At 66.8% G+C, this 19,926-nt stretch carries 20 protein-coding genes and 1 pseudogene; 14 read left to right on the forward strand and 7 right to left on the reverse strand.

The features are described 5' to 3' along the window. Positions 1-8: 8 nt before the first annotated feature. Together EAH68_RS01750 and EAH68_RS15045 are read right to left on the reverse strand one after the other, a co-directional pair. Positions 9-1,373: a hemolysin family protein gene (locus EAH68_RS01750; protein WP_126119602.1), complete on the reverse strand. Its 1,365-nt coding sequence runs from the start codon at positions 1,371-1,373 to the stop codon at positions 9-11. Beyond that, entirely contained in the window at positions 1,366-1,500 is a 135-nt protein-coding gene (locus EAH68_RS15045; RefSeq protein ID WP_277600448.1) for a hypothetical protein, read from the reverse strand. Before EAH68_RS15045 ends, EAH68_RS01750 begins: the two co-directional genes overlap by 8 nt. A gap of 47 nt (positions 1,501-1,547) precedes the next feature. On the opposite strand from EAH68_RS15045, the gene lplB reads away from it, so the two are divergent. Further along, on the forward strand, positions 1,548-2,606 hold the full coding sequence (lplB, locus tag EAH68_RS01755) for a lipoate-protein ligase small subunit (protein WP_126119603.1): 1,059 nt from the start codon (positions 1,548-1,550) through the stop codon (positions 2,604-2,606). An 87-nt stretch (positions 2,607-2,693) separates the two neighbouring features. Continuing rightward, a complete protein-coding gene (locus tag EAH68_RS01760; RefSeq protein WP_126119777.1) occupies positions 2,694-5,039 on the forward strand; it encodes an ATP-binding cassette domain-containing protein in 2,346 nt (781 codons plus the stop codon). 2 nt (positions 5,040-5,041) lie between these two features. Here EAH68_RS01760 and EAH68_RS01765 read toward each other — a convergent pair whose 3' ends face one another. Together EAH68_RS01765 and EAH68_RS01770 are read right to left on the reverse strand one after the other, a co-directional pair. After that, on the reverse strand, positions 5,042-5,815 hold the full coding sequence (locus tag EAH68_RS01765; protein ID WP_126119604.1) for an SDR family NAD(P)-dependent oxidoreductase: 774 nt from the start codon (positions 5,813-5,815) through the stop codon (positions 5,042-5,044). A gap of 257 nt (positions 5,816-6,072) precedes the next feature. After that, entirely contained in the window at positions 6,073-7,221 is a 1,149-nt protein-coding gene (locus EAH68_RS01770; protein ID WP_439647599.1) for an RNA-guided endonuclease InsQ/TnpB family protein, read from the reverse strand. 47 nt (positions 7,222-7,268) lie between these two features. On the opposite strand from EAH68_RS01770, the pseudogene tnpA reads away from it, so the two are divergent. Both tnpA and EAH68_RS01780 read left to right on the forward strand, forming a co-directional pair. Beyond that, a pseudogene (gene tnpA / locus EAH68_RS01775) lies at positions 7,269-7,655 on the forward strand (IS200/IS605 family transposase). A 54-nt stretch (positions 7,656-7,709) separates the two neighbouring features. Continuing rightward, a complete protein-coding gene (locus tag EAH68_RS01780) occupies positions 7,710-9,011 on the forward strand; it encodes a cytochrome P450 (RefSeq protein WP_126119606.1) in 1,302 nt (433 codons plus the stop codon). Between the two features lie 90 nt (positions 9,012-9,101). Here EAH68_RS01780 and EAH68_RS01785 read toward each other — a convergent pair whose 3' ends face one another. Genes EAH68_RS01785 through EAH68_RS01795 form a run of 3 tightly spaced genes read right to left on the reverse strand, consistent with a single transcriptional unit; the run spans position 9,102 to position 10,380 of the window. Continuing rightward, a complete protein-coding gene (locus EAH68_RS01785) occupies positions 9,102-9,623 on the reverse strand; it encodes an O-acetyl-ADP-ribose deacetylase (protein WP_126119778.1) in 522 nt (173 codons plus the stop codon). 18 nt (positions 9,624-9,641) lie between these two features. Then, positions 9,642-10,082 (reverse strand): methyltransferase family protein, encoded by a 441-nt coding sequence (locus tag EAH68_RS01790; protein WP_126119607.1) that lies wholly within the window; start codon positions 10,080-10,082, stop codon positions 9,642-9,644. A gap of 7 nt (positions 10,083-10,089) precedes the next feature. Then, positions 10,090-10,380, reverse strand: coding sequence for a hypothetical protein (locus tag EAH68_RS01795; RefSeq protein WP_126119608.1), 291 nt, complete (start codon positions 10,378-10,380; stop codon positions 10,090-10,092). A 97-nt stretch (positions 10,381-10,477) separates the two neighbouring features. Here EAH68_RS01795 and EAH68_RS01800 point away from each other — a divergent pair, with 97 nt between their 5' ends. From EAH68_RS01800 to EAH68_RS01845, 10 genes are all read left to right on the forward strand, one after another. Beyond that, on the forward strand, positions 10,478-11,281 hold the full coding sequence (locus EAH68_RS01800) for a hypothetical protein (protein WP_126119609.1): 804 nt from the start codon (positions 10,478-10,480) through the stop codon (positions 11,279-11,281). Next, the gene (locus EAH68_RS01805; RefSeq protein ID WP_126119610.1) at positions 11,268-12,005 is read left to right on the forward strand and encodes a GntR family transcriptional regulator; all 738 of its coding nucleotides are present in this window, start codon (positions 11,268-11,270) and stop codon (positions 12,003-12,005) included. The genes EAH68_RS01800 and EAH68_RS01805 overlap by 14 nt, the downstream gene beginning before the upstream one ends. Positions 12,006-12,300: 295 nt before the next feature. Continuing rightward, a complete protein-coding gene (locus tag EAH68_RS01810) occupies positions 12,301-13,251 on the forward strand; it encodes a phosphotriesterase family protein (protein ID WP_126119611.1) in 951 nt (316 codons plus the stop codon). Between the two features lie 10 nt (positions 13,252-13,261). Beyond that, the gene (locus EAH68_RS01815; RefSeq protein WP_126119612.1) at positions 13,262-14,227 is read left to right on the forward strand and encodes a phosphotriesterase family protein; all 966 of its coding nucleotides are present in this window, start codon (positions 13,262-13,264) and stop codon (positions 14,225-14,227) included. 26 nt (positions 14,228-14,253) lie between these two features. Next, a complete protein-coding gene (locus EAH68_RS01820; protein WP_126119613.1) occupies positions 14,254-15,381 on the forward strand; it encodes an FAD-dependent oxidoreductase in 1,128 nt (375 codons plus the stop codon). Between the two features lie 109 nt (positions 15,382-15,490). Then, on the forward strand, positions 15,491-16,381 hold the full coding sequence (locus tag EAH68_RS01825; protein WP_126119614.1) for an alpha/beta hydrolase: 891 nt from the start codon (positions 15,491-15,493) through the stop codon (positions 16,379-16,381). Positions 16,382-16,458: 77 nt separating this feature from the next. After that, positions 16,459-17,829, forward strand: coding sequence for an MFS transporter (locus EAH68_RS01830; protein ID WP_126119615.1), 1,371 nt, complete (start codon positions 16,459-16,461; stop codon positions 17,827-17,829). A 41-nt stretch (positions 17,830-17,870) separates the two neighbouring features. Next, on the forward strand, positions 17,871-19,136 hold the full coding sequence (locus EAH68_RS01835; protein WP_126119616.1) for an MFS transporter: 1,266 nt from the start codon (positions 17,871-17,873) through the stop codon (positions 19,134-19,136). A gap of 194 nt (positions 19,137-19,330) precedes the next feature. Then, positions 19,331-19,525 (forward strand): toxin HicA, encoded by a 195-nt coding sequence (locus tag EAH68_RS01840; protein WP_126119617.1) that lies wholly within the window; start codon positions 19,331-19,333, stop codon positions 19,523-19,525. Further along, positions 19,522-19,902 carry a type II toxin-antitoxin system HicB family antitoxin gene (locus EAH68_RS01845; RefSeq protein WP_126119618.1) on the forward strand — a complete coding sequence of 127 codons (381 nt, stop codon included), beginning with the start codon at positions 19,522-19,524 and terminating at the stop codon, positions 19,900-19,902. The genes EAH68_RS01840 and EAH68_RS01845 overlap by 4 nt, the downstream gene beginning before the upstream one ends. Positions 19,903-19,926 lie beyond the last annotated feature (24 nt).

The raw sequence follows: 19,926 nt of genomic DNA on the forward strand, positions 1-19,926 counted from the left end.
CGTTTAGCTTACGGGGAGGACTCCTCCACGGTGTCCTCCGTGGGGTCGGTGCGACCGGATTTCCTCAGTTCCACGGTGACGATGCGGTTACCCGAGACCTCAGCGATCGCCAGCTCGTAGCGGGCCACAGCCTCCCCCTCCCCCTCATCATCGTCCGGATCGGCGGTGAACTCCGGCGGGATGTCCACGACATCCCCCTCCTGTCCCAGCCGGCCGAGGCGGGTGAGCAGCCAGCCGGCGATGGTCTCGTAGGGCCCGTCAGGCAGGGTGATGCCGGTGGCCTCGGCGAAATCCTCGAGGTTCATCATCCCGGCCAGAAAGCGGGATTCGTGCAGGCGCATGAAGGCCCGACGCTGGTCGGTGTCGTACTCATCCCAGATCTCGCCGACGAGTTCCTCAAGCAGGTCCTCAAGGGTGACCATGCCGTCGGTACCGCCGTACTCGTCGACCACCATGGCGATGTGCTGGCCCGAGGCCCGCATCTGGGACATCGCCTCCGGCAGGGAGATCGAGCCTGGGAACTGGGCGATGGGGCGGACGATATCGCCGATGGGCACCTCCCCATTGCCGGAGGCCCCTTGTTCCAGGAGGTCACGCACGTGCACGAAGCCGACGATGTCGTCGATGGACTCGTCGTAGACCGGGTAGCGGGAATAGGGGCGGTCCATGATGTCCCGGGAGGCCTCCGCAACGGTCAGGTCCTCCTGGTAGGCGACGGTGTCGGAACGGTGACGCATCACCTCGCTGACGATGCGTTCCCCGGCCTCGAAGACGTCGTCGAAGAGCTCTCGCTGACGTTTGTCTATGCCCTGGTGGGAGATGATGATGTCCCGGACCTCCTCCGTACTCATCTCGGAGGTGCGCGCAGCCGGGTCGAAACCCAGCAGGCGCAGCAGCAGCCCGGAGGAGGTGTCGACGAGCCAGATCACCGGCCGCATCAGCCGGGCGAAGATCCGCAGCGGCGGGGCGGTGAGCAGGCTGACCTGCCGGGCCTTCTGCATGGCGATGCGTTTGGGCACCAGCTCGCCGAGCACCAGCGAGAGGTAGGAGATGAACACCGTCATCAGCACGAGCGCGCTTATCTGCGCAGCCCGCTCACCCAGCCCCCAGTCCACCAGCCGGGGTGCGATCTGCGGGGCGATGGTGGAGGCGCCGAAGGCGGAGGAGAAGAAACCGGCGAAGGTCACGCCGATCTGCACCGCGGAGAGGAACAGGCCCGAGTTCCGGGCCAGTGCCGCCACCCCACGCGCGGTGGATGACCCTCGCTCCAGCTGGCGGATCTGCGATTCCCGCAGACTCACCAGCGCCATCTCGGTTGCGGCGAAGACACCGCCGATGAGGATGAAGAGGAGGACCAGGAGGATGTTAAGCATGGTCCCCGGGCTCAGGTTCCGGCTCTGAAGTCGGAGCCGGGGCACAGCCCTCCGGGCCGCAGACCAGCGCCTCCTCCGCGCCCTCCTGCGGCGTCAGGGTGACCAGTTTGTCGAAGCTGAAGTCCATGTCTTCAGTCCTACCATCACTTTCTCCTTCACGTACCCTGGGCGGGTATGCAGCAGCATTTTGAGATCAAGGTCCCCCACGGCAAGCTCGTCGTCGCGGATGTCACTGTCGAGGATGGTCACATCAGCGCCGCGCAGATCTCCGGGGACTTCTTCCTCGAACCCGATGAGGCCTATGAGGCGCTGGGGCCGGCGCTTACGGGGGCGCCCATAAGCGAGGATGCCGGGCAGCTGCAGGAGCGTATTGACGCCGCGCTGGCCCACATCGCCGGTGTTGCCCTGCACGGTTTCAGCACCGCCGACGTGGCGCTGGTAGTGCGCCGCGCGGTGGCCGGCGGCACCGACTTCACCGACCACACCTGGGAGATCATCCACCCCGGCCCCCTGCCCACCAGGGTCAACGTCGCGCTCGATGAGGTCCTGCTCGACCAGGTCGCCGCCGGTGACCGCGGCCCGACGCTGCGCTTCTGGGAGTGGGAGGACCGCGCCGCCGTCATCGGTTCCTACCAGTCCTACATCAATGAGATCGAGCCCGAGGGCGTGGAGAAACACGGCATCCAGGTCGTGCGCCGGATCTCCGGCGGCGGGGCGATGTTCATGGAGGGTGGCAACTGCATCACCTACTCCCTCTACGTCCCCGATTCCATGGTCGCGGGCCTGAGCTACGAGGCCTCCTACGAGTACCTCGACCAGTGGGTGCTCGCCGCCCTGGGCCGCCACGGTGTCAACGCCTGGTACGAGCCGATCAACGACATCACCTCCGACGGCGGCAAGATCGGCGGTGCCGCGCAGAAACGCCGCAAGGGCGTGGTGCTGCACCACGCGACGATGAGCTACGACATCGACGCCGACAAGATGACCGACGTCCTGCGGGTGGGCAAGGTCAAACTCGCCAGCAAGGGCCTGCGTTCGGCGAAGAAACGCGTCGACCCCCTGCGCCGGCAGACCGGTGCCCCGCGCGAGGAGATCATCGACACGATGATCACGGAGTTCAGCAACCGCTACGGCGCACAGATGGCCGAGCTGCAGCCCGAGGATCTGGCGGCGGCCGAGCAGCTGGTTGAGGAGAAGTTCGGCACCGCAGACTGGACCCACCACGTGCCGTAGCCCGGTACCACCGGGGTGGTGCGGGACTACACTCGGTTCTCCCCTTTCCCAGACACTTTCCCGGAGGATCCCGTGAGCCCAGAGAGCCTGCCGCCAGCTGATTCCCACGACGTCATCCGCGTCACCGGCGCCCACGTGAACAACCTGCGCGGGGTCAGCGTGGAGATACCCAAACGGCGGCTCACCGTCTTCACCGGGGTCTCCGGTTCGGGTAAGTCCTCGCTGGTCTTCGGCGCCATCGCGGCTGAATCGCAGCGGCTGATCAACGAGACCTACTCCACCTTCGTCCAGGGTTTCATGCCCTCACTCGCCCGCCCCGACGTCGACCGGCTGGAGGGCATCACCACCGCCATCCTCGTCGACCAGGAGCCGATGGGCGCCAACGCCCGCTCCACGGTGGGCACCGCCACCGACGCCACCGCCATGCTGCGCATCCTCTACTCGCGCATCGCCGAACCCCGCGCGGGCGGACCCGGCGCCTACTCCTTCAACGTGCCCTCGGTCTCCGCCTCGGGTGGCCTCAGCGTCGGGGGCGGGAAACGGCAGAAGGTGGAGTTCAGCCGCACCGGCGGCATGTGCCCGCGCTGCGAGGGACTGGGCCGGGTCTCCGATATCGACCTCACCCAGCTGGTCGACGAATCCCGCTCCCTCAACGACGGCGCCCTGCTCATTCCCGGCTACAAGGTCGGTTCCTGGAGCATGCGCGGCTACGCCGAATCGGGCCTCTACCCCGCGGACGTCCCGGTGGTGGATTTCACCGCGCAGCAGCGCCACGCCCTGTATTACCAGGAGCCGACGAAGATCAAGTTCAGCGGCATCAACATCACCTATGAGGGCCTGGTGCCGAAGATCACCAAGTCCATGCTGAGCAAGGACCGCGACGCCATGCAGAAGCACATCGGCGAATTCGTCGACCGGGCCGTCACCTTCATCACCTGCCCCGACTGCGGCGGCACCCGCCTGGCCCGCCACGCCCTGGAGTCGAGGATCAACGGGAAGAACATCGCCGAACTGTGCGCCATGGAGATCCGGGAACTGGCGGAGTGGATGCACGGCGTCGAGGCCCCCGTTGTGGCTCCCCTGGTCAGCGCCGTCCGCGAGACCCTGGATAATTTCGTGTCCATCGGTCTGGGTTATCTCACCCTCGACCGTCCCGCCGGCACACTCTCGGGTGGCGAGGCCCAGCGCACCAAGATGATCCGTCACCTCGGCTCGGCCCTGACCGACATCACCTACGTCTTCGATGAACCGACCGCCGGACTGCACCCGCACGACATCCGCCGCATGAACGCCCTGCTGCTGGAACTGCGGGACAAGGGCAACACCGTGCTGGTCGTCGAGCACAAACCCGAGACCATCGCCATCGCCGACCACATCATCGACCTGGGCCCCGGTGCCGGCCGCGCGGGCGGGCTCATCCAGTTCGAGGGCAGCGTGGCGGAGCTGGCGGCCTCCGACACCGCCACCGGCCACCATTTCCACGACCGGACCCGGCTGAAGGACACCACCCGCACCGCAACCGGGGCCATCGAGATACGGGGTGCGGACCGCAACAACCTCCGCGACGTGGACGTGGACATCCCCACCGGGGTGCTCAGCGCCATCACGGGTGTGGCAGGCTCCGGCAAGTCCTCGCTCATCGCCTCCCTGCCACGCCGGGAGAACACCGTCATCGTGGACCAGGCCCCCATCCGCGGCTCAAGGCGGTCCAACCCGGCCACCTACACCGGCGCGCTGGAACCGATCCGCAAGGCCTTCGCCAAGGCCAATGACGTCAAGCCGGCGCTGTTCTCCCCCAATTCCGAGGGCGCGTGCCCCAACTGCAAGGGGGCAGGTGTGGTCTATGTCGACCTCGGGATCATGTCGGGTGTGGACGTCCCCTGCGAGGTGTGCGAGGGGCGGCGCTTCGACGAGGCCGTCCTCGACTACCACTTCGGCGGCCGGGACATCGCGCAGGTGCTGGCTATGCCGGCGGCCGAGGCCGCCGAGTTCTTCTCGGCACCCGAGTCGAAGGTCCCCGCGGCAGCGAAGATCTGCACCCGGCTTGTCGACGTCGGCCTGGGCTACATCACCCTCGGCCAGCCCCTGACCACCCTGTCGGGTGGCGAACGCCAGCGGCTCAAACTGGCCTCACACCTGGCGGAGAAGACCGACGTGTTCATCCTCGATGAGCCGACCACGGGCCTGCATCTGGCGGACATCGAGATGCTGTTGGGGCTGCTTGACCGGCTGGTCGACGCCGGGAAGACCGTGGTGTGCATCGAACACCACCTGGCTGTGGTGGCGCACGCCGACCACATCATCGACATCGGCCCCGGCGCCGGTTCCGAGGGCGGCCGGGTCACCTTCACCGGGACCCCGGACGAACTCATCGCCGACGGGACCACGTTGACCGGGCAGTATCTGGCGGAGTACGTGGCCCCGGCGGGGTGAAGTTACCCGGCTGCCCAGCCGCCGTCGACCGGGAGGATGACGCCATTGACGTCGGAGGCGGCGTCGGAAAGCAGGAACACGATCGGGCCGGCCAGCTCCTCCGCGCTGGCCTGGCGCAGCGCCGACTGGTGGATCGGGGTGAGGGCGGCCAGGCCATGCGCCGGGTCGATCTGGGTCTCCGTCGCCGAGGTAGCCATGATGTTGGTCTCCACCCCACCCGGGGCGATGAGGTTGCAGCGGATGTTCTCGCGGCCGTAGGTGTAGGCGGTGTTCTTGGTCAGCCCGGCCACCCCGTGCTTGGAGGCGGTGTAGGCGGCACCAGCGGCAGCGCCACGGAGGGAGGCGGCGGAACCGACGTTGACGATTGCCCCTCCCCCGGCCTGTCGCATGTGCGGCAGAACGGCCCGGGTGAGCAGGAAAGGGGCGGTGAGGTTGATCCGGAGACAGCGCTCCCAGGTCTCATCATCGGTGTCGGCGGCCCCCGCGAAACGATCCATGATGCCGGCGTTGTTAACCAGCCCGAGACGACCCCCGGTGTCCGCGGCCTGCGCCACCAGCGCGTCGACCACCGCCCGGTCGGAGATGTCACCGATGACGGCGGTGGCCTGGCCACCAGCGGTGGTGATCTCCTCAGCCACTTGGTCGGCATTATCGGAGATGTCGGCGATGAACACGTGTGCGCCCCGGCGGGCCAGCAGGAGGGCGGTCGCCCGCCCGATGCCGGAGCCCGCGCCCGTGATGATGATGGTCTGCCCCGCGAAATCCATGTTGTTCATGTGTGTCTGCTCCTGGGTCCGGAAAACATCTTCGTCCTTGATTCTAGGGCGGGAGAAATCAGTGGGCAGAGCGGAGAAAACCTGTTATTGACCAGGGAGGTTGTTCACCTGCATATTTTTCCGGACACCCGACCTCACCCCCGGTTATCCCCGGGGGTACCGGGTATACGACATAAAACTCCCTGCATGTGACCGGCGCCTCCCGTAGGTTGGGGTGCTTAACGGTTCCCCACGGCTAAAGCCGGGGGATTTCCAGCTCAGACCGCACCCACAACCTCCCCAAAAGGAGGTTGCACATGTCTTATATCCTCAACACTGGTGTGGCCCCGTTCTGCCACAGCCAGGATCACCCTGGCAGCGTTCCTATCCCTGCCTGAGGTGTATCCGCAGGCCTGGCACCGGAAGGTTCGTTCATCGAGTCCGAGTGCTTGCTTGGCTCTCGCGAAACACTCAGAACACGTCATGGTGGTATAGGCGGGCTGAACCAGCACCCCCTTCCGGCCAGCCCGCTCGGCACTGGTGACAAGTTCCCGTTTGGCCGCACCGATGGCGGCATCCGCGGCCTTCCTCGCCATGGTGGATGTGGCGAGAAACGTCGGTTTGAAATCCTCCACCGCGATCAGGTGATGGTTGTCGGTGACCCTTTTGGCCCACACCCGGGAATCATGCTGGGTCTGGCGGGCGGCTTTCTTGTGCAGCTTCGCGGCCTGACGGCGGGCCCGCTGGTACCCGTTGGACTGCTTGCCTCCCTTGCGGCGACGCCGCGCCATCTTGCGTTGAGCCTTGGCCAGCTCGGCGGCACAGCGTCTGCGGTGCCCGAGATAGGGCAGGTCATAGGGTTCGTCGGTGGTCGTGGCGGTGGTGGACACTCCCCAGTCGATACCGATACGTCCCTCGGCCTCCGGTGCTGGCTTCGCCTCGCGTCGGACCACGAACGAGGCGTACCAGTGGCCCAGACTGTCCTGGTAGACGCGCACACTCGTCGGGTCGGAGGGCAGTTCCCTCGACCACACCACCGGAATCGACACACCCTTCGGCAGTCGCAGACGACCGCCCCGGATCGAGAACCCGCGGGTGCTGTACTCCAACGACGCCCACGTGCGCTTCTTCGACTTGTAGGTCGGTCTTCCTCGGCCCTTGACGGTGTAGGACTGCTGGAGTGCCTGCGTATAAGCGCGCAGCATGGCTTGTTGGGCGACCTGGGAGCCTTCCCGCATCCACGCGTTCCTGCCCCGCAGCTCGGTCAGCAGCTTCCCCAGTTTCGCCAGAGTCGGCTTGCTGCCGGTCTTCTGTTGGTGGACTGCCTCGTTCCACAGGAATCGGCACCGGCCCCATTCCTGGACAAGTGCGTGCTGCGCCTGTGCTCCGGGGCGCAGGCGGTAGGTGTAACGCACGATCTCGTCCACACCGCCAGCTATACCCCACCACACCATGGACCGTCCAGAGGTAGCACATCAGATCGGACAACAACGTCGTGTCCCGCCGTGCCTGTCACCTCGTATGGTGCCCGACATATCGTCGCCCCGTCATCGAGGCAAGGGGTGGCGGACCGGCTCACACAGATCGTCCGGGAGGTCACCACCGACACGGGAATGCGCCATCATGGAGCCGGACACCATGCCCGATCATGTTCACCTGCTGGTCGCATGCGGCCCGCAGTACGGCATCCACCGGCTTGCCAAGCAGATCCAGGGAAGCTCGTCCTGTTCTCAGGCAAGAGTTCCCGTCCCTCCTATCCAGGCTTCCCACGTTCTGGGCCAACTCGTATGTCGTCGCAACTGTCGGCGGCGCAACCCTGGAGGTCGTCAAGCAGTATGTCGAAAACCAGCGAAACGTCTAACGCACCCCTTTCCTCCCCATGCCTGACGGCAGGGGTTTCCAGGGGTGACCTTAGATGACCCAGACCAGGCCCGCCCGTATCCGCACCGAACAGGCCCCCGGCTTCCTCCGCTGGGGCTATCTCTTCGCCTCCCGCCTCCGGGAGAAGGCCGGCCTGCCGGCCACCTCCCACACCCCGTTGTCCCTGACCCTGCTGGGGAAGACCTCCGTACTCGTCCGGGGTGAGGAAGGGGTCCGCTTCTTCTACGACAATGACCTCATGGAGCGCCACGGCGCCATGCCCACACTCGTCCAGCTCCCGCTCTTCGGGGACAAGGCGGTGCACACCCTCGACGGCGAGCCCCACCGTGTACGCAAGAACGCCATGACCGACCTGGCCTACGACAACGACCGGGTCGCGGACTTCCAGCGACTGGTGGCCGAGGAACTCGAGGCCGCCCATGGACGATGGAAGGCAGAAGAGGGCAACGTCCATGATGACGCCGCCCTCGCCTTCGGCCGCGCCGCGCTGCGTTGGGCGGGGGTGGAACTGTCCGACGGGGAGATGGACCGCCGCGTCAGGCAGATGAACCGCCTGCTGGACACCTTCGGCCAGCTCAGCCAGAACCCGGTCGCCATGGTGGAACGGGTTCGGCTGGACCGCTGGGCCACGCAGTTGATCCAGGATGTCCGCTCAGGCCAGGTCACGGCCGCACCGGATTCCGTCCTCGCCCACATGGCGGACCTGCGTGATGAAAACGGCGAACTGGTAGAGGACAAGGTAGCTGCAGTCGAGCTGCAGAACCTCACCCGGCCCACTGTCGCGGTGGGCCGGTTCGCGGCCTTCGCCGCGGCAGCGCTGGTCAAGCACCCCGAGTGGGTGGAACGGATCCGGGCGGCCTCGCAGCAGGCCGGCGGTTCCCTTACTGACATTCCGGAGGCGGTGGCCTTCGCCCAGGAGGTGCGCCGCACCCACCCCTTCGTGCCGATGTTGCCCGCCCTGGCGAAGAAGGACACCGAGGTCAGCGGCTGTCCGGTACGCAAGGGCCAGCGCGTGCTGCTGGACTTCGTGGGCACCCTCACCTCACCGGCGGAGTGGCGCGATGCCGGTTCCTTCGACCCCGAACGCTTCCTGCCCTATGACGGGGTGGAGGCCGCGGAGTCCATCACTGCCTTCATCCCCCAGGGTGGCGGTGATGTGCGCACCGGGCACCGCTGCCCCGGCGAGAAGATCACCGTTTCCGCCCTGGCCGCGGCAGTCGTGGTCATGTGCCGCCCGGACGTCACGATCTCCTCTGACGTGAAGGACACGACTTTCCCCTGGACCCGGATGCTCACCCGCCCGGCGACCGGCGTGCGGATCAGCGCGACCGGATAAGCGCGGACAACCACCACCGGGATCGGCCTGCGACAGCAGTTTCCGGACCCAGCGGCGGGGTCACCTTTCCGCGATCCGCCGTGCCCCTGTCTACCGGGCCAGCGCCGTCTCATAGGCCCGGACCGCCTCCTCGCCGAAGGGCACGAAAATGACCTCCTTCACGGTGCGTCCGACCTCGTGGGCCATGGCCCGGGAGGTCTCCACAGCGATGCGGGCGGCATCATCGATCGGCCAGCCGTAGACACCCGCGGAGATCGCCGGGAAGGCGATTGAGGCCGCCCCCAGGGAGGCGGCCAGACGGAGGGACTCCCGGTAACAGGAGGCGAGGGTGGCGCTGCGGTCCTCGGTCGGGGAGTACACCGGCCCCACGGTATGGATCACCCAGCGGGCGGGTAGATCACCGGCGGTGGTGGCCACCGCCTGCCCGGCGGGTAGACCGTCGGGGTACTGGTCAATCCGGATGCGCCGAGCCTCGGCCTGAATGCCCGGGCCCCCGGCCCGGTTGATGGCCAGGTCCACTCCCCCGCCGACCTGCAGCTGCGAGTTGGCGGCGTTGACCACGGCGTCGACGGCCAGGGTGGTGATGTCCCCGGGCCGGATACTCAACTTCATCGGCTCCATGGCCCCACCCTAGACACATGCGAGCCACCGGGGCACCCGGTCGGCGTAGGCCTGGTATTCGGCACCGAAACGCGCCGACAACGCCGTCTCCTCGGCCGCGATCTGCCACCTGCCGATGGCCCACACGAAGCCGGCCACCGGCAGCAGCGCCGGCACGGAACGGCGGGACGCTGCATGCCCCACCAGCATCAGGGCCAGCGCCAGGTACATCGGGTTACGGGTACGCCCCAGCACGCCGCCGGTGACCAGCGTAGAGGCGCGCTCCACCTGGACCGGGTCGATGGTGGTCCGGGCGCGGTGGAACTCCCGCACCGCCCCGACACCGAGCAGGCCGGCCGCGGCGAGCAGCGGCAGGGCAGGGAGAAGCAGCGGGGGCGTCGATAAGCGGCCGGCGAGCAGGCGCTGTGCGGCGGCTGCCCCGGCGAACAGACCGGCGGGCGGGATCCTCATGGTTAGCCTAGAAGCTGCAGCGGCCCATGTCGGTGCCCTCGGAACCCAGCTGCATCGCCACCGGGCACCAGATCAGGTAGTGCCAGGTCATGGAGGAGAGGAATACGCCGATGGCGCTGGGGGCGGTGACGGGGTTGTTGAACAGGGACTGGTAGAGGTCGAAGGAGCTCTGGGCGACGGGCTCGGCGGACTGGCGCAGCTGCTGGGCCGGGTCCTGCGCGTGGGCGGGGGCGGACAGGGCTGCGGTGGCCATGGTGGCGGCGGCTGCAACGGCAACGAGTTTCTTCTTCAGGCTCATGGTTCCGGGAGGTCCTTCCTCTGGTGATATGCGGTGCCAGCCATGTTACCGCTGTCACACAAGGGGCGGCGGAGAACACCCGACTAGGCTGTGTTCCATGGCCGTCCCCAGCTACCCCCTCGCCCGCCCACCGGCGGGCACCGATGTGCATTCCCTGCCGGTGGAGAAGGTCAGCCAGGCGATCCTCTTCTCCCATCTGCGCACGGCAGAGCTCATCGAGCCGTCGGGCACGCTCATCCCGGTGCGGCTGGTCCCGGACCTGGTGCGGGGTGGTTGGCGGGTGCGCTGGGGCTACGGCACGATCGGTTCGCTGCCGGCGGGCATCCGCCAGGTTTTCCGGGACATTGACCGCGTGCACGATATCCGGCAGGAGCCGGCGGTCTTCGCCCGGGTGGGCATCAACCGTGACCGCGGTCTTCTCGACGTCGCGGTGGAACTTCCCGCCCCTGAGCTCACCGTCCCGTGGAACTCGCTGCCCGAGGGAGCTTCGGTGCTGCCGCAGGGGCGCCGCTTCCCGGTGGAGCTGCCCGACGTGGACGGCCCCGACCGCCAGCTGCTGGGGCGGCTGAACGGGACTGAGGTGACGGTGGACGGTGCGGTCATCGCGAGCCTGGATCCGCTCATCGCCCACCGGATGCAGGAGCATCTGGCCGGCCCCGGGCCTCTCGGGGTGCGGGTGTTCGTGGTCGGCGGGGCGGCGTTCCTCGACGTCGATCACGGCGAGCCGGAGGCGATTCACCCGTTGGCCGAGCCGGTCCCGCCGCCACCCCCGGAACCGGTGCCGGAGCTGAGCGGGCCGTGGTCGGTGACCATGGACGGCGCTGAGCTGGTCGACCCGCTGCCCACCGGTTCCAGGATCGTCCCCTCGCCTGTGGTTGACTCGAACCATGTCGACCGGTGAGCTCGACCCCGTCTCCGGGGTCCCCATGTACAAGCAGATCAAGGAGATCCTCCGCAGGGAGATCACCAGCGGTACCGCCGACCCGGGCGTGCCCATGACGGAGGCACAGCTGCTGGAACGCTTCGGTGTCAGCCGCGCCCCGATCCGGCAGGCGCTCAGCGATCTGACCACGGAGGGCTTCGTCTACCGCAAACAGGGCAAGGGCACCTTCCCCGTGGTGGGGGCCCGGGTGGACCGACCGGCGGATATCCGTCCGGGCGGGCTGTTCCAGTTCCTCGCCGATAAGGGACTTAAGCCGACCTCGACGGTCTCGGAGCCGGAGCGGGTGGTTCCTCCCTCGCGTATCCGGGCGCGCCTGGCACTGCCGGAGGATGAGCGGCTGCTGCACTTCACCCGGCTGATGTCGATTGACGGTGAGCCGCTCGTCGACGCCGATGTCTACATCCGCTCCCCCGAGGGCTTCCTGCCGAGCGTGGAGTTCCTGGAGGAGCGGGGTTCGGCGATGGAACTGCTGGAACGCGAGTACGGCATCACCCTCGACCGGGCGGAGCATGAGGCGTGGGCGACGGCGGCCACCACGAAGCAGGCGGCGGCACTCGGGGTGGCAAAAGGCAGTCCGCTGCTGGCCATCGAGACGATTTTCTTCTCCACCGGCGGGGTGCCCGCGGGATGGCGTCTGGCCATCCATCAGGCGGAGGAATTCAAGTACCATTTCGTCACGTAGCACCTTTTCCGACGACGTTCATGCTGGCAGAAGGATGATTCAGTAAACATGACGCGAGGAGCGTGCAGCGCTTGACTTTGGCATGACATTATGCCAATCTTAGGTCACGACGTTAGGAAGGTCACATTCCCGGGGCACTGTGCTACGGCTCGCCAGCGGACGGCGCGCTCTCCGGCCCACTCCCCCGCACCTCCGCATCACCCCACGAAAAACCAAGGCTCCACGGGCTCCCCGCCCGACCCTTCGGCCCCCTTTTCGTGTTCTTCATGCCCCTAAACGCTGAAAGGTCGCGCCCATGACGACAGTCAACACCGTCCTCGGCCCCGTTTCCTCCGCGGACCTGGGTACCGTCGCGGTCCACGAGGCCCTGCTCTCTGTGCTCCCCGGCGCCCAGTACGCCCCCGACATCACCTTCGACCGCCCCGAGATCTTCACCACTCTCCAGGCGAAGCTCGAGGACTTCAGATCCCACGGCGGCGGCACCTTCGTGGATGCCACCGGCATGTTCCACGGCCGGGACCTCCCCCTGCTGGAGGCCCTGTCCAAGGCCACCGGCGTCCACATCATCGCCTCCACCGGTCAGGGTCCCGAAGAGCTGCTGGGCGGCTACTTCCTCACCCCGCAGACCAACCCGCCGACCCCGTGGCCGGCCGAGAAATTCGCGGACCTCTTCGCCAAGGAGGTGACCGAGGGCATGGTCATGCCGCGCGTGGAGCGTCGCGCCGGCGCCGGCCTCATCGTCACCGCCGTCACCCGCGCGGGACGCACCGCCACCGACGAGTCCCTCCTGCGTGGTGCCGCCCGCGCCGCGAAGGAGACCGGTGCGCCGATGTCCTTCCAGTACGGCGACGACGCCCTCGGCGACCTCGAGATCGTCCTGTCCGAGGGCCTCGACCCCGCCCGCGTGCTCGTCGGCGGTTGCGACCGCGTCGGCGCCCCGGCGCTCGAGATCGCCCGCAAGGGTGCCTACGTCGGCATCGACAACGTCGGCACCGGGTCCGAGGGACTGCTTGACGACACCGCCCGCGGTGAGCTCGTCAGCACCCTCATCGCCGAGGGCCTGGGCGAGCGCATCATCTGCTCGTCGAACGCCATCGGTGTGGCCAAGGGGCTCGAGCCCCGCGAGGTCGCCTACAGCGCCGTCGCCGCCGACTTCATCCCGGGACTCGGCCTGTCCGGGGAGGACGCCCAGCGCATCCTCCGCGACAACCCGCGCGAGTTCATCACCGTCCGCGAGAACAACTAAGGAGCCCACGTTGTCTTTCGTCAACACCGTCCTCGGCGCGATCCCGGTGGAGGAACTCGGATTCGTCGCCATCCACGAGCACATCGGTTACGGCATGCCCGGCTCCGAACTCGACACCAAATGGTGGAAGTCCCCGGAGGTCCGCTACGAGGAGACCGTCCCGAAGCTGCGCAAGTTCCGCGAGTACGCGGGCGGGGCCGCCACCTTCGTGGATGCCACCGGCATCTGCAACGGCCGCGACATCCCCTACTACCAGTCCCTCTCCGAGAAGACCGGCGTCCACATCGTGGCCTGCACCGGCTTCGTCGGCGGCGACACCGCCCTGGCCCATTTCGCCCGCGCATCCGTCGAGTACCTCACCGAGGTCTTCCTCCACGAGATCACCGTCGGCATCACCGGCACCAACGCGAAGGCCGGCATCATCAAGGTCGGCGTCTCCCGCGGTGGCCGCATGACAGAGCTGGACAAGCGCATCTACCGCGCCGCGGCCCGCGCCGCCGTGCAGACCGGCGTGCCGGTCATGACCCACCTGGCCATCGACGCCGAGCCCGCCATCGCCATCTTCCAGGAGGAGGGCCTCGACCTGGACCGCGTGCTCTTCGGCCACGTCGACGACGGCGTCAACCACGCCCAGACCCCCACCGCGCGCATCCTCGAGGTCGGCGGCCGACTGGGCTTCGACACCTTCGGTTACGAGACGGAGCTGCCGGACCCGCCGTTCTGGGCGCGTCCCCGCAAGGAGCGCATGGACCACTTCCTGCGCGAACTGGGCGCGGGCCACGAGGCCAAGCTGCTCGCCTCCGCCGACGCCAACTGCTCCCCGCTGGGCTGGCCCGGCGTCAAGGGCCACACCATCAACTACATCTTCGAGGTCCTCATCCCGGACCTGAAGCGCAACGGCGTGGCCGACGACGTCATCCACCGCCTCTTCCACGACCACGCCCACGACTTCCTCGCCGCCAAGCCGGCCAAGTAGCACCACCAGCAAAGGACTGAAAAACCATGAAGGCTGAAGACATCAAGAACCTGAAGATCGGCGTCATCGGTGGCGGCTACGCCGGCGCCACCGCAGGTCTGGCTCTGTCCCAGATCGGCGCGAACGTCAAGGTCTACGAGCAGGCCCCCGCCTCCGGAGAGGTCGGCGCCGGCATCGGTCTGCGTCCGGCGTCGGTCAAGCTGTTCAAGAAGCTCGGCATCTTCGAGGCCGTGGAGAAGGTCACCTCCCCCTCCGACTACTTCGAGATCCTCGACGCCAAGGGCAACGTGATCACCCGCGAGGTCTGGCCGCACCTGGATGAGGGTGCGGAGAAGCACCACACCCGCATGATCCACCGCCGCGACTTCATCGACGTGCTGACCAGCCAGCTGCCGGAGGGTGTCCTCCAGTACGGTTACCGTGCCGAGGAGATCACCGACAACGGTGACTCCGCCACCGTGAAGTTCAGCAACGGTGAGGAGGAGACCTTCGACATCCTCGTCGGCGCCGACGGCATCAAGTCCAGGGTCCGCACCCTGTGGTCCGACTCCCAGCCTGTCATGCAGCACGCCCACGCCTACCGCGCCGTCATCGACGGTTCCCTCGGCGAGGGTCTGCTCATCGACGACAACCTGCGCCTCTACCTCGAGGCCGAGACCGGCCGCATGATCTACTTCCTGCCGCTGCGCCACCGCGGTGAGAACGGCCAGATCTCCTTCGACATCACCGTCCCCCATGACGACACCTCGTGGAACCCGAACGTGTCCAAGGAGGAGGTGCTGGAGATGCTGAGGAACTTCGATGAGCGCCTGATCCGCATCGTCGAGAAGCTCGACTGGGAGAAGGTCAACCAGCGCTCCGCAGCTGACCTGGATCCGCAGGACAAGTGGAACTCCGACGCCGTGGTCCTCATCGGCGACGCCGCCCATGCCATGCTCCACCACCAGGGCCAGGGCGCGAACTCCGCCGTCATCGACGCCGGTGTGCTGGCCGACTGCATCGCCGAGGCCGACAGCGTGGCCGAGGCACTGGCCGCCTACACCGCCCAGCGCAAGGAGCCGGTCCAGGAGCTGCAGCGCATCTCGCGTGAGTCCTGGAACGCGGAGTCCGCCGGGAAGACCGCCTTCCCGGAGAAGGAGAAGATCGACTACTAGTCGGTCCACCACCCCCAGAAATGTGATGGCGTCGTCGCAGCTGACCTCCGGAGCCTGGTCAGTGCGGCGGCGCCATCGCCACACCACGAAGAACAAGGAAACGAAGTAGATGACCCTCCACCCCGAGATCGCCAGGATCGTCGCCCAGATCCCGCCCGCCTCCACCACCCCGCCCAACCCGGCAGAGCACCGCGCCTTCGAGGCCGGCCTCGTCGCCCCCGCCGAAGAGCGCACCCCGGTGGCCTCCGTCGAGGACTCCACCCTCGCCGGCGTGCCGGTCCGGATCTACGCCGACACCGATGAGCCCCGGGGTTCCCTCGTCTACTTCCACGGCGGCGCCTTCTTCTCCGGCAGCCTGGACACCCACGACCACGTCGCGCGCGCCCTGGCGAAGGAGACCGGCTGGCGCGTCGTCTCCGTCGGCTACTCACTGTCCCCCGAGGTCGCCTATCCGGTGGCCCTCAACGAGTGCTACGCAGTGGTCCGCGAGGTGGCCGCATCGCTTGACGCCACCACCCCGCTCGCCGTCGCCGGTGACTCCTCGGGCGGCAACTTCGTCGCCGCGGTGACCGCCATGGCCCACGACGACAACTTCGACCGGATCACCCACCAGATCCTCTACTACCCCTCCGTCGACCTCGACTTCGACAAATCCCGCTGGCCCTCGCTGACCGAGAACGCCGAGGGCTACGGCCTGGAGTACAACGGCCTGGCCCCCTTCAACTCCTTCTACCTCGAGGGCGGCGCCGACCCGGCCGACCCGCTGGTCTCCCCCATCAAGCGCGAGGACCTCTCCGGTCTGCCGAAGGCCCTGGTCATCACCGCAGGCTACGACCCGCTGCGCGATGAGGGCGAGGCCTACGCGGAGAAGCTGCGCGAGGCGGGTGTGGATACGCAACTGAAGCGTTACGACGCCGCCAACCACGGCTTCGTGGCCAACTTCTCGTGGCTCCCCGAGTTCTACGAGGTGTTCCACGACACCGCCCGATTCCTCAACTGACCCTGAAAAATCCCCCGTGACGGCGCGCATCATCTGAAGCCGGTGCGCGCCGTTTCCCCTACCCGAAGAGGCCTGACATGAGCCGACTGAACGTCACCTCCTTCCTCGCGGAAGGCAAATTCACACCGTTCCACTTCTGGATGCTGTTCTGGGCGTGCGTGATCATCACCTTCGACATGTACGACCTGGTCATCTTCGGATCGGTCCTGCCTGTCCTCATGACGGACTGGGGCATCACCCCGGCGCAGGCAGGCCTGGTCGGGAGCTCCGGGCTGTTCGGCATGATGATCGGCGCCATGGTCTTCGGCCTGCTCGCGGATCGTTTCGGCCGCCGCAACATCCTCATCGCCAGCATCATCATGTTCTCCGCCGCCACCGTCCTGTGTGCCGTGGCCCCCGGACCGGCGATCTTCGGCGGCCTCCGCTTCATCGCTGGCCTGGGTATCGGTGGCATCCTGCCCACCATCATCGCCATGCTCACCGACTACGCGCCGAAACGCCTGGCCAACACCTTCGTGGCCATCGTCATGAGCTTCTTCTCCGTCGGCGGTATCCTCGCCGCCCTGGTCGCCATGGTGGTCATCCCCCGCTTCGGCTGGCAGGCCACCTACTACGTCGCCGCCCTCCCGCTGCTCCTGCTGCCGCTCATGCTCCCCTACTTCGCGGACTCCCCGGCCGTGCTGCTGGCCACCGGACGCGAGAACAGGCTGCACGCCATCCTGGGCCGTATCGCCCCGGGGAAGATCTCCCCGGTCACCGAACTGGTCGCCGTCTCCGAGGTGCCGGTCGACGCGGCCGCAGTCAAGCGCAGCCCGCTGGCCGCCCTGTTCGCCGACGGCCGTGCTCTGGCCACCCTGATGGTCTGGGTCGCCTTCTTCATGTGTCTGCTCATGGTCAACGGGCTGAACACCTGGCTGCCCGGTCTGATGGTCAACGCCGGTTACGCACTCACCGCCGGACTGACCTTCATGGCCACGATGAATATCGGCGCCATCATCGGCACCCTCACCCTGGGGCGACTCGCCGACAAGCTGGGTGTGAAGAAGGTGCTGATCCCGATGTTCCTCGTCGCCGGCGTCTCCATCATCGCCCTGGGATACGGCAACAGCTTCGCCATGCTCATCGCGCTGGTGTTCATCGCCGGTGCCTGCACCATGGGTGCCCAGAACATCTCCTACGCCTTCGTCTCCCAGTACTACCCCTCCCACATCCGCTCCACCGCCATCGGCATGGCCTCCGGCATCGGCCGACTCGGCGCCATCGGCGGACCCACCTTCGGCGGCCTGCTGCTGTCCCTCGGTGTCTCCTCGCAGATGAACTTCCTCTTCTTCGCCATCCCCGGCTTCATCGCCGCGGCCGCTTTCTTCCTCGTCCCCCTCGGGAAGAAGCAGGCACCAGCCGCCGCCACCACCCCGGATGTGGGCACCCCCGCCCCGAGCACCGTCTGACTTCTTCCCCCGCTGATACCCGTCAACCGAAAGTGGCAGCCATGACCACCACCACGTCCCCCGGGACCGTCAAGAAGTCATTCTGGACCTACGAGAACAAACTCGTCACGGTGTTCTTCTTCGCCGTCGGCCTGGTGTTCTTCGACCGACTGATCATCAACTTCCTCATGCCCTTCATCCAGGCGGACCTGGGACTGAGCAATGCACAGGTGGGTCAGCTCGCCGGCGCTGCGGCACTGACCTGGTCGATCGCCTCCATCGTGGGTGGCCGCCTCTCCGACCGGGTGAAGAGCAAAAGGCTCTACCTGGTCGTCCTCATGGTCGCCTTCTCCCTGGCGTCCTTCCTGCAGGGTTTCGTAGGCACCTTCGTGCACCTGATCATCCTGCGCCTGCTCATGGGACTGTTCGAGGGCCCCACCATCCCCGTCACCCAGTCCGTGCTGGCGATGGAGTCCTCCCCGCACCGCCGCGGTTTCAACCTCGGCTTCACCATGAACACCGCCAACGGTGTCTTCGGCAGCGTGCTGGCCCCCATCGTCATCGTCGCGCTGGCCAACATCTTCGACTGGCGCACCGCCTTCTTCTTCACCATCGTCCCCGGCCTGATCATGGCCTTCGTCATCTGGAAGGTCATGCGCGAGCCGCAGGCAACCACCCCGGAGACCATGGACTACACGCAGCCCGACCACAGGGGTGGCCTGGCCGAGGTGCTGCGCAACGGCAACGTGTGGCTGTCCATCATCATGTTCTCCGGCTTCATGGTCTACCTGATTTCCCTGCAGGTCTTCGGCCCGCTCTTCCTCACCAACGTCCGCGGTTGGAGCGCCAGCTCCATGAGCCTCATCCTTGCCGCCTTCGGCGTAGGCACCGCCATCTGGGGTTTCGTGGTGCCGCTGATCTCCGACCGCATCGGCCGCAAGCCCACCGCGATTGTCTTCGGTCTGCTGTCCACGCTGGCTCCCCTGGCCTTTGTCTTCATCGAGGTCCCAGGCCTGCTGGGCGCCGCGGTGTTCGTCTTCGCCGCCGGCATGGGCGTGGGCGGCATGGCCATGTCGGTCATCCCGGCGGAATCCGTCCGCCCGGCCGTCGCCGGCCTGGCCGTGGGCCTGCCGGTGGGCATCGGCGAGTTCATCGGCGGTTTCCTCAACCCGGTGATCACCGGCGCCGTGGCCGACCAGTACGGCCTGGTCTCCGCCCTGTTCATCTCCTCCGGCGGCGCACTCGTGGCCACCTTCTTTGCTCTCTTCCTCCGTGAATCCGCGCCGAGCAAGGTGGGTGGCAGCCACACGGTGGTCGTGAAGAGCTGACCCTGCCCGCCACTAGCAGCTGGCCCGGTCCCCGATGCATTCAGCATGTGTCAGGGATCGGGCTTTTCTTGGTCCTGAAGTTAAAAAGAGGATCACTCTACGCAAAACCGCAGCATACGACCACAAAAACAACAGGCAGAAACTTAAGTCGCCTTCCATTGACTTGAATAAGTCGCTGCACATAGACTATTTTCATGGCCAAGAGACGGGACGTACTGAAAGCGATCCGCACCTATGCCAGGGAGCAGGGTCTTGAAATGAGGATTCAGGAAGGCGCCAACCACACAAGGGTGTGGGTCGGCGACAGATACACGACCCTCCCCCGACACAGTGAAATTCCCGATCGTTTCGCCACAGTCATCCTTGCACAGATTGGAGTGGAAAAATGAGCGGAGTCTATACGGCGCGCGCCACCCGGGAGGAAGGCTGGTGGACCGTAACCGTCGATGAGGTCCCCGGCCTATTCACCCAGACCCGTCGCCTGGACCAGATCGAGGACATGGTGAGGGATGCCCTGGCCCTGTTCCCTGAAATTGAAGCCGACCCGGAGAACGCAGCCATCTCCACTGCGGTTGAGGCAGACATCACCGCACCTGCGGAGACCGCCCGCCAACTTCGGGCAGCAGCGGAGCAAGCTCAGATCGAGGCCACAAAGGCTATGACCGCAACGGCAAAGCTACTCTCATCCCGCGGCCTGCCCTACCGCGATATCGGACATCTCCTGGGTGTCAGTTTCCAGCAGGCCCAGAAACTCGCGACCGCGTAACCACCAGCGGAAACCAGTGTTCCC

Origin of the sequence: Corynebacterium hylobatis, from assembly GCF_003955685.1 — a bacterium.
Classification (GTDB): Bacteria; Actinomycetota; Actinomycetes; order Mycobacteriales; family Mycobacteriaceae; genus Corynebacterium; species Corynebacterium hylobatis.

Bases quoted from the DNA above. Each gene is read 5' to 3' on its own strand.
- EAH68_RS01820 (WP_126119613.1), top strand. From the start codon at position 14,254: ATGAAGGCTGAAGACATCAAGAACCTGAAGATCGGCGTCATCGGTGGC.
- EAH68_RS01840 (WP_126119617.1), top strand. From the start codon at position 19,331: ATGGCCAAGAGACGGGACGTACTGAAAGCGATCCGCACCTATGCCAGG.
- EAH68_RS01805 (WP_126119610.1), top strand. From the start codon at position 11,268: ATGTCGACCGGTGAGCTCGACCCCGTCTCCGGGGTCCCCATGTACAAG.
- EAH68_RS01800 (WP_126119609.1), top strand. From the start codon at position 10,478: ATGGCCGTCCCCAGCTACCCCCTCGCCCGCCCACCGGCGGGCACCGAT.
- EAH68_RS01810 (WP_126119611.1), top strand. From the start codon at position 12,301: ATGACGACAGTCAACACCGTCCTCGGCCCCGTTTCCTCCGCGGACCTG.
- EAH68_RS01765 (WP_126119604.1), bottom strand. From the start codon at position 5,815: ATGAACAACATGGATTTCGCGGGGCAGACCATCATCATCACGGGCGCG.
- EAH68_RS01750 (WP_126119602.1), bottom strand. From the start codon at position 1,373: ATGCTTAACATCCTCCTGGTCCTCCTCTTCATCCTCATCGGCGGTGTC.
- EAH68_RS15045 (WP_277600448.1), bottom strand. From the start codon at position 1,500: ATGGACTTCAGCTTCGACAAACTGGTCACCCTGACGCCGCAGGAGGGC.
- EAH68_RS01835 (WP_126119616.1), top strand. From the start codon at position 17,871: ATGACCACCACCACGTCCCCCGGGACCGTCAAGAAGTCATTCTGGACC.
- EAH68_RS01845 (WP_126119618.1), top strand. From the start codon at position 19,522: ATGAGCGGAGTCTATACGGCGCGCGCCACCCGGGAGGAAGGCTGGTGG.
- EAH68_RS01780 (WP_126119606.1), top strand. From the start codon at position 7,710: ATGACCCAGACCAGGCCCGCCCGTATCCGCACCGAACAGGCCCCCGGC.
- EAH68_RS01795 (WP_126119608.1), bottom strand. From the start codon at position 10,380: ATGAGCCTGAAGAAGAAACTCGTTGCCGTTGCAGCCGCCGCCACCATG.
- EAH68_RS01790 (WP_126119607.1), bottom strand. From the start codon at position 10,082: ATGAGGATCCCGCCCGCCGGTCTGTTCGCCGGGGCAGCCGCCGCACAG.
- EAH68_RS01830 (WP_126119615.1), top strand. From the start codon at position 16,459: ATGAGCCGACTGAACGTCACCTCCTTCCTCGCGGAAGGCAAATTCACA.
- EAH68_RS01825 (WP_126119614.1), top strand. From the start codon at position 15,491: ATGACCCTCCACCCCGAGATCGCCAGGATCGTCGCCCAGATCCCGCCC.
- EAH68_RS01785 (WP_126119778.1), bottom strand. From the start codon at position 9,623: ATGAAGTTGAGTATCCGGCCCGGGGACATCACCACCCTGGCCGTCGAC.
- lplB (WP_126119603.1), top strand. From the start codon at position 1,548: ATGCAGCAGCATTTTGAGATCAAGGTCCCCCACGGCAAGCTCGTCGTC.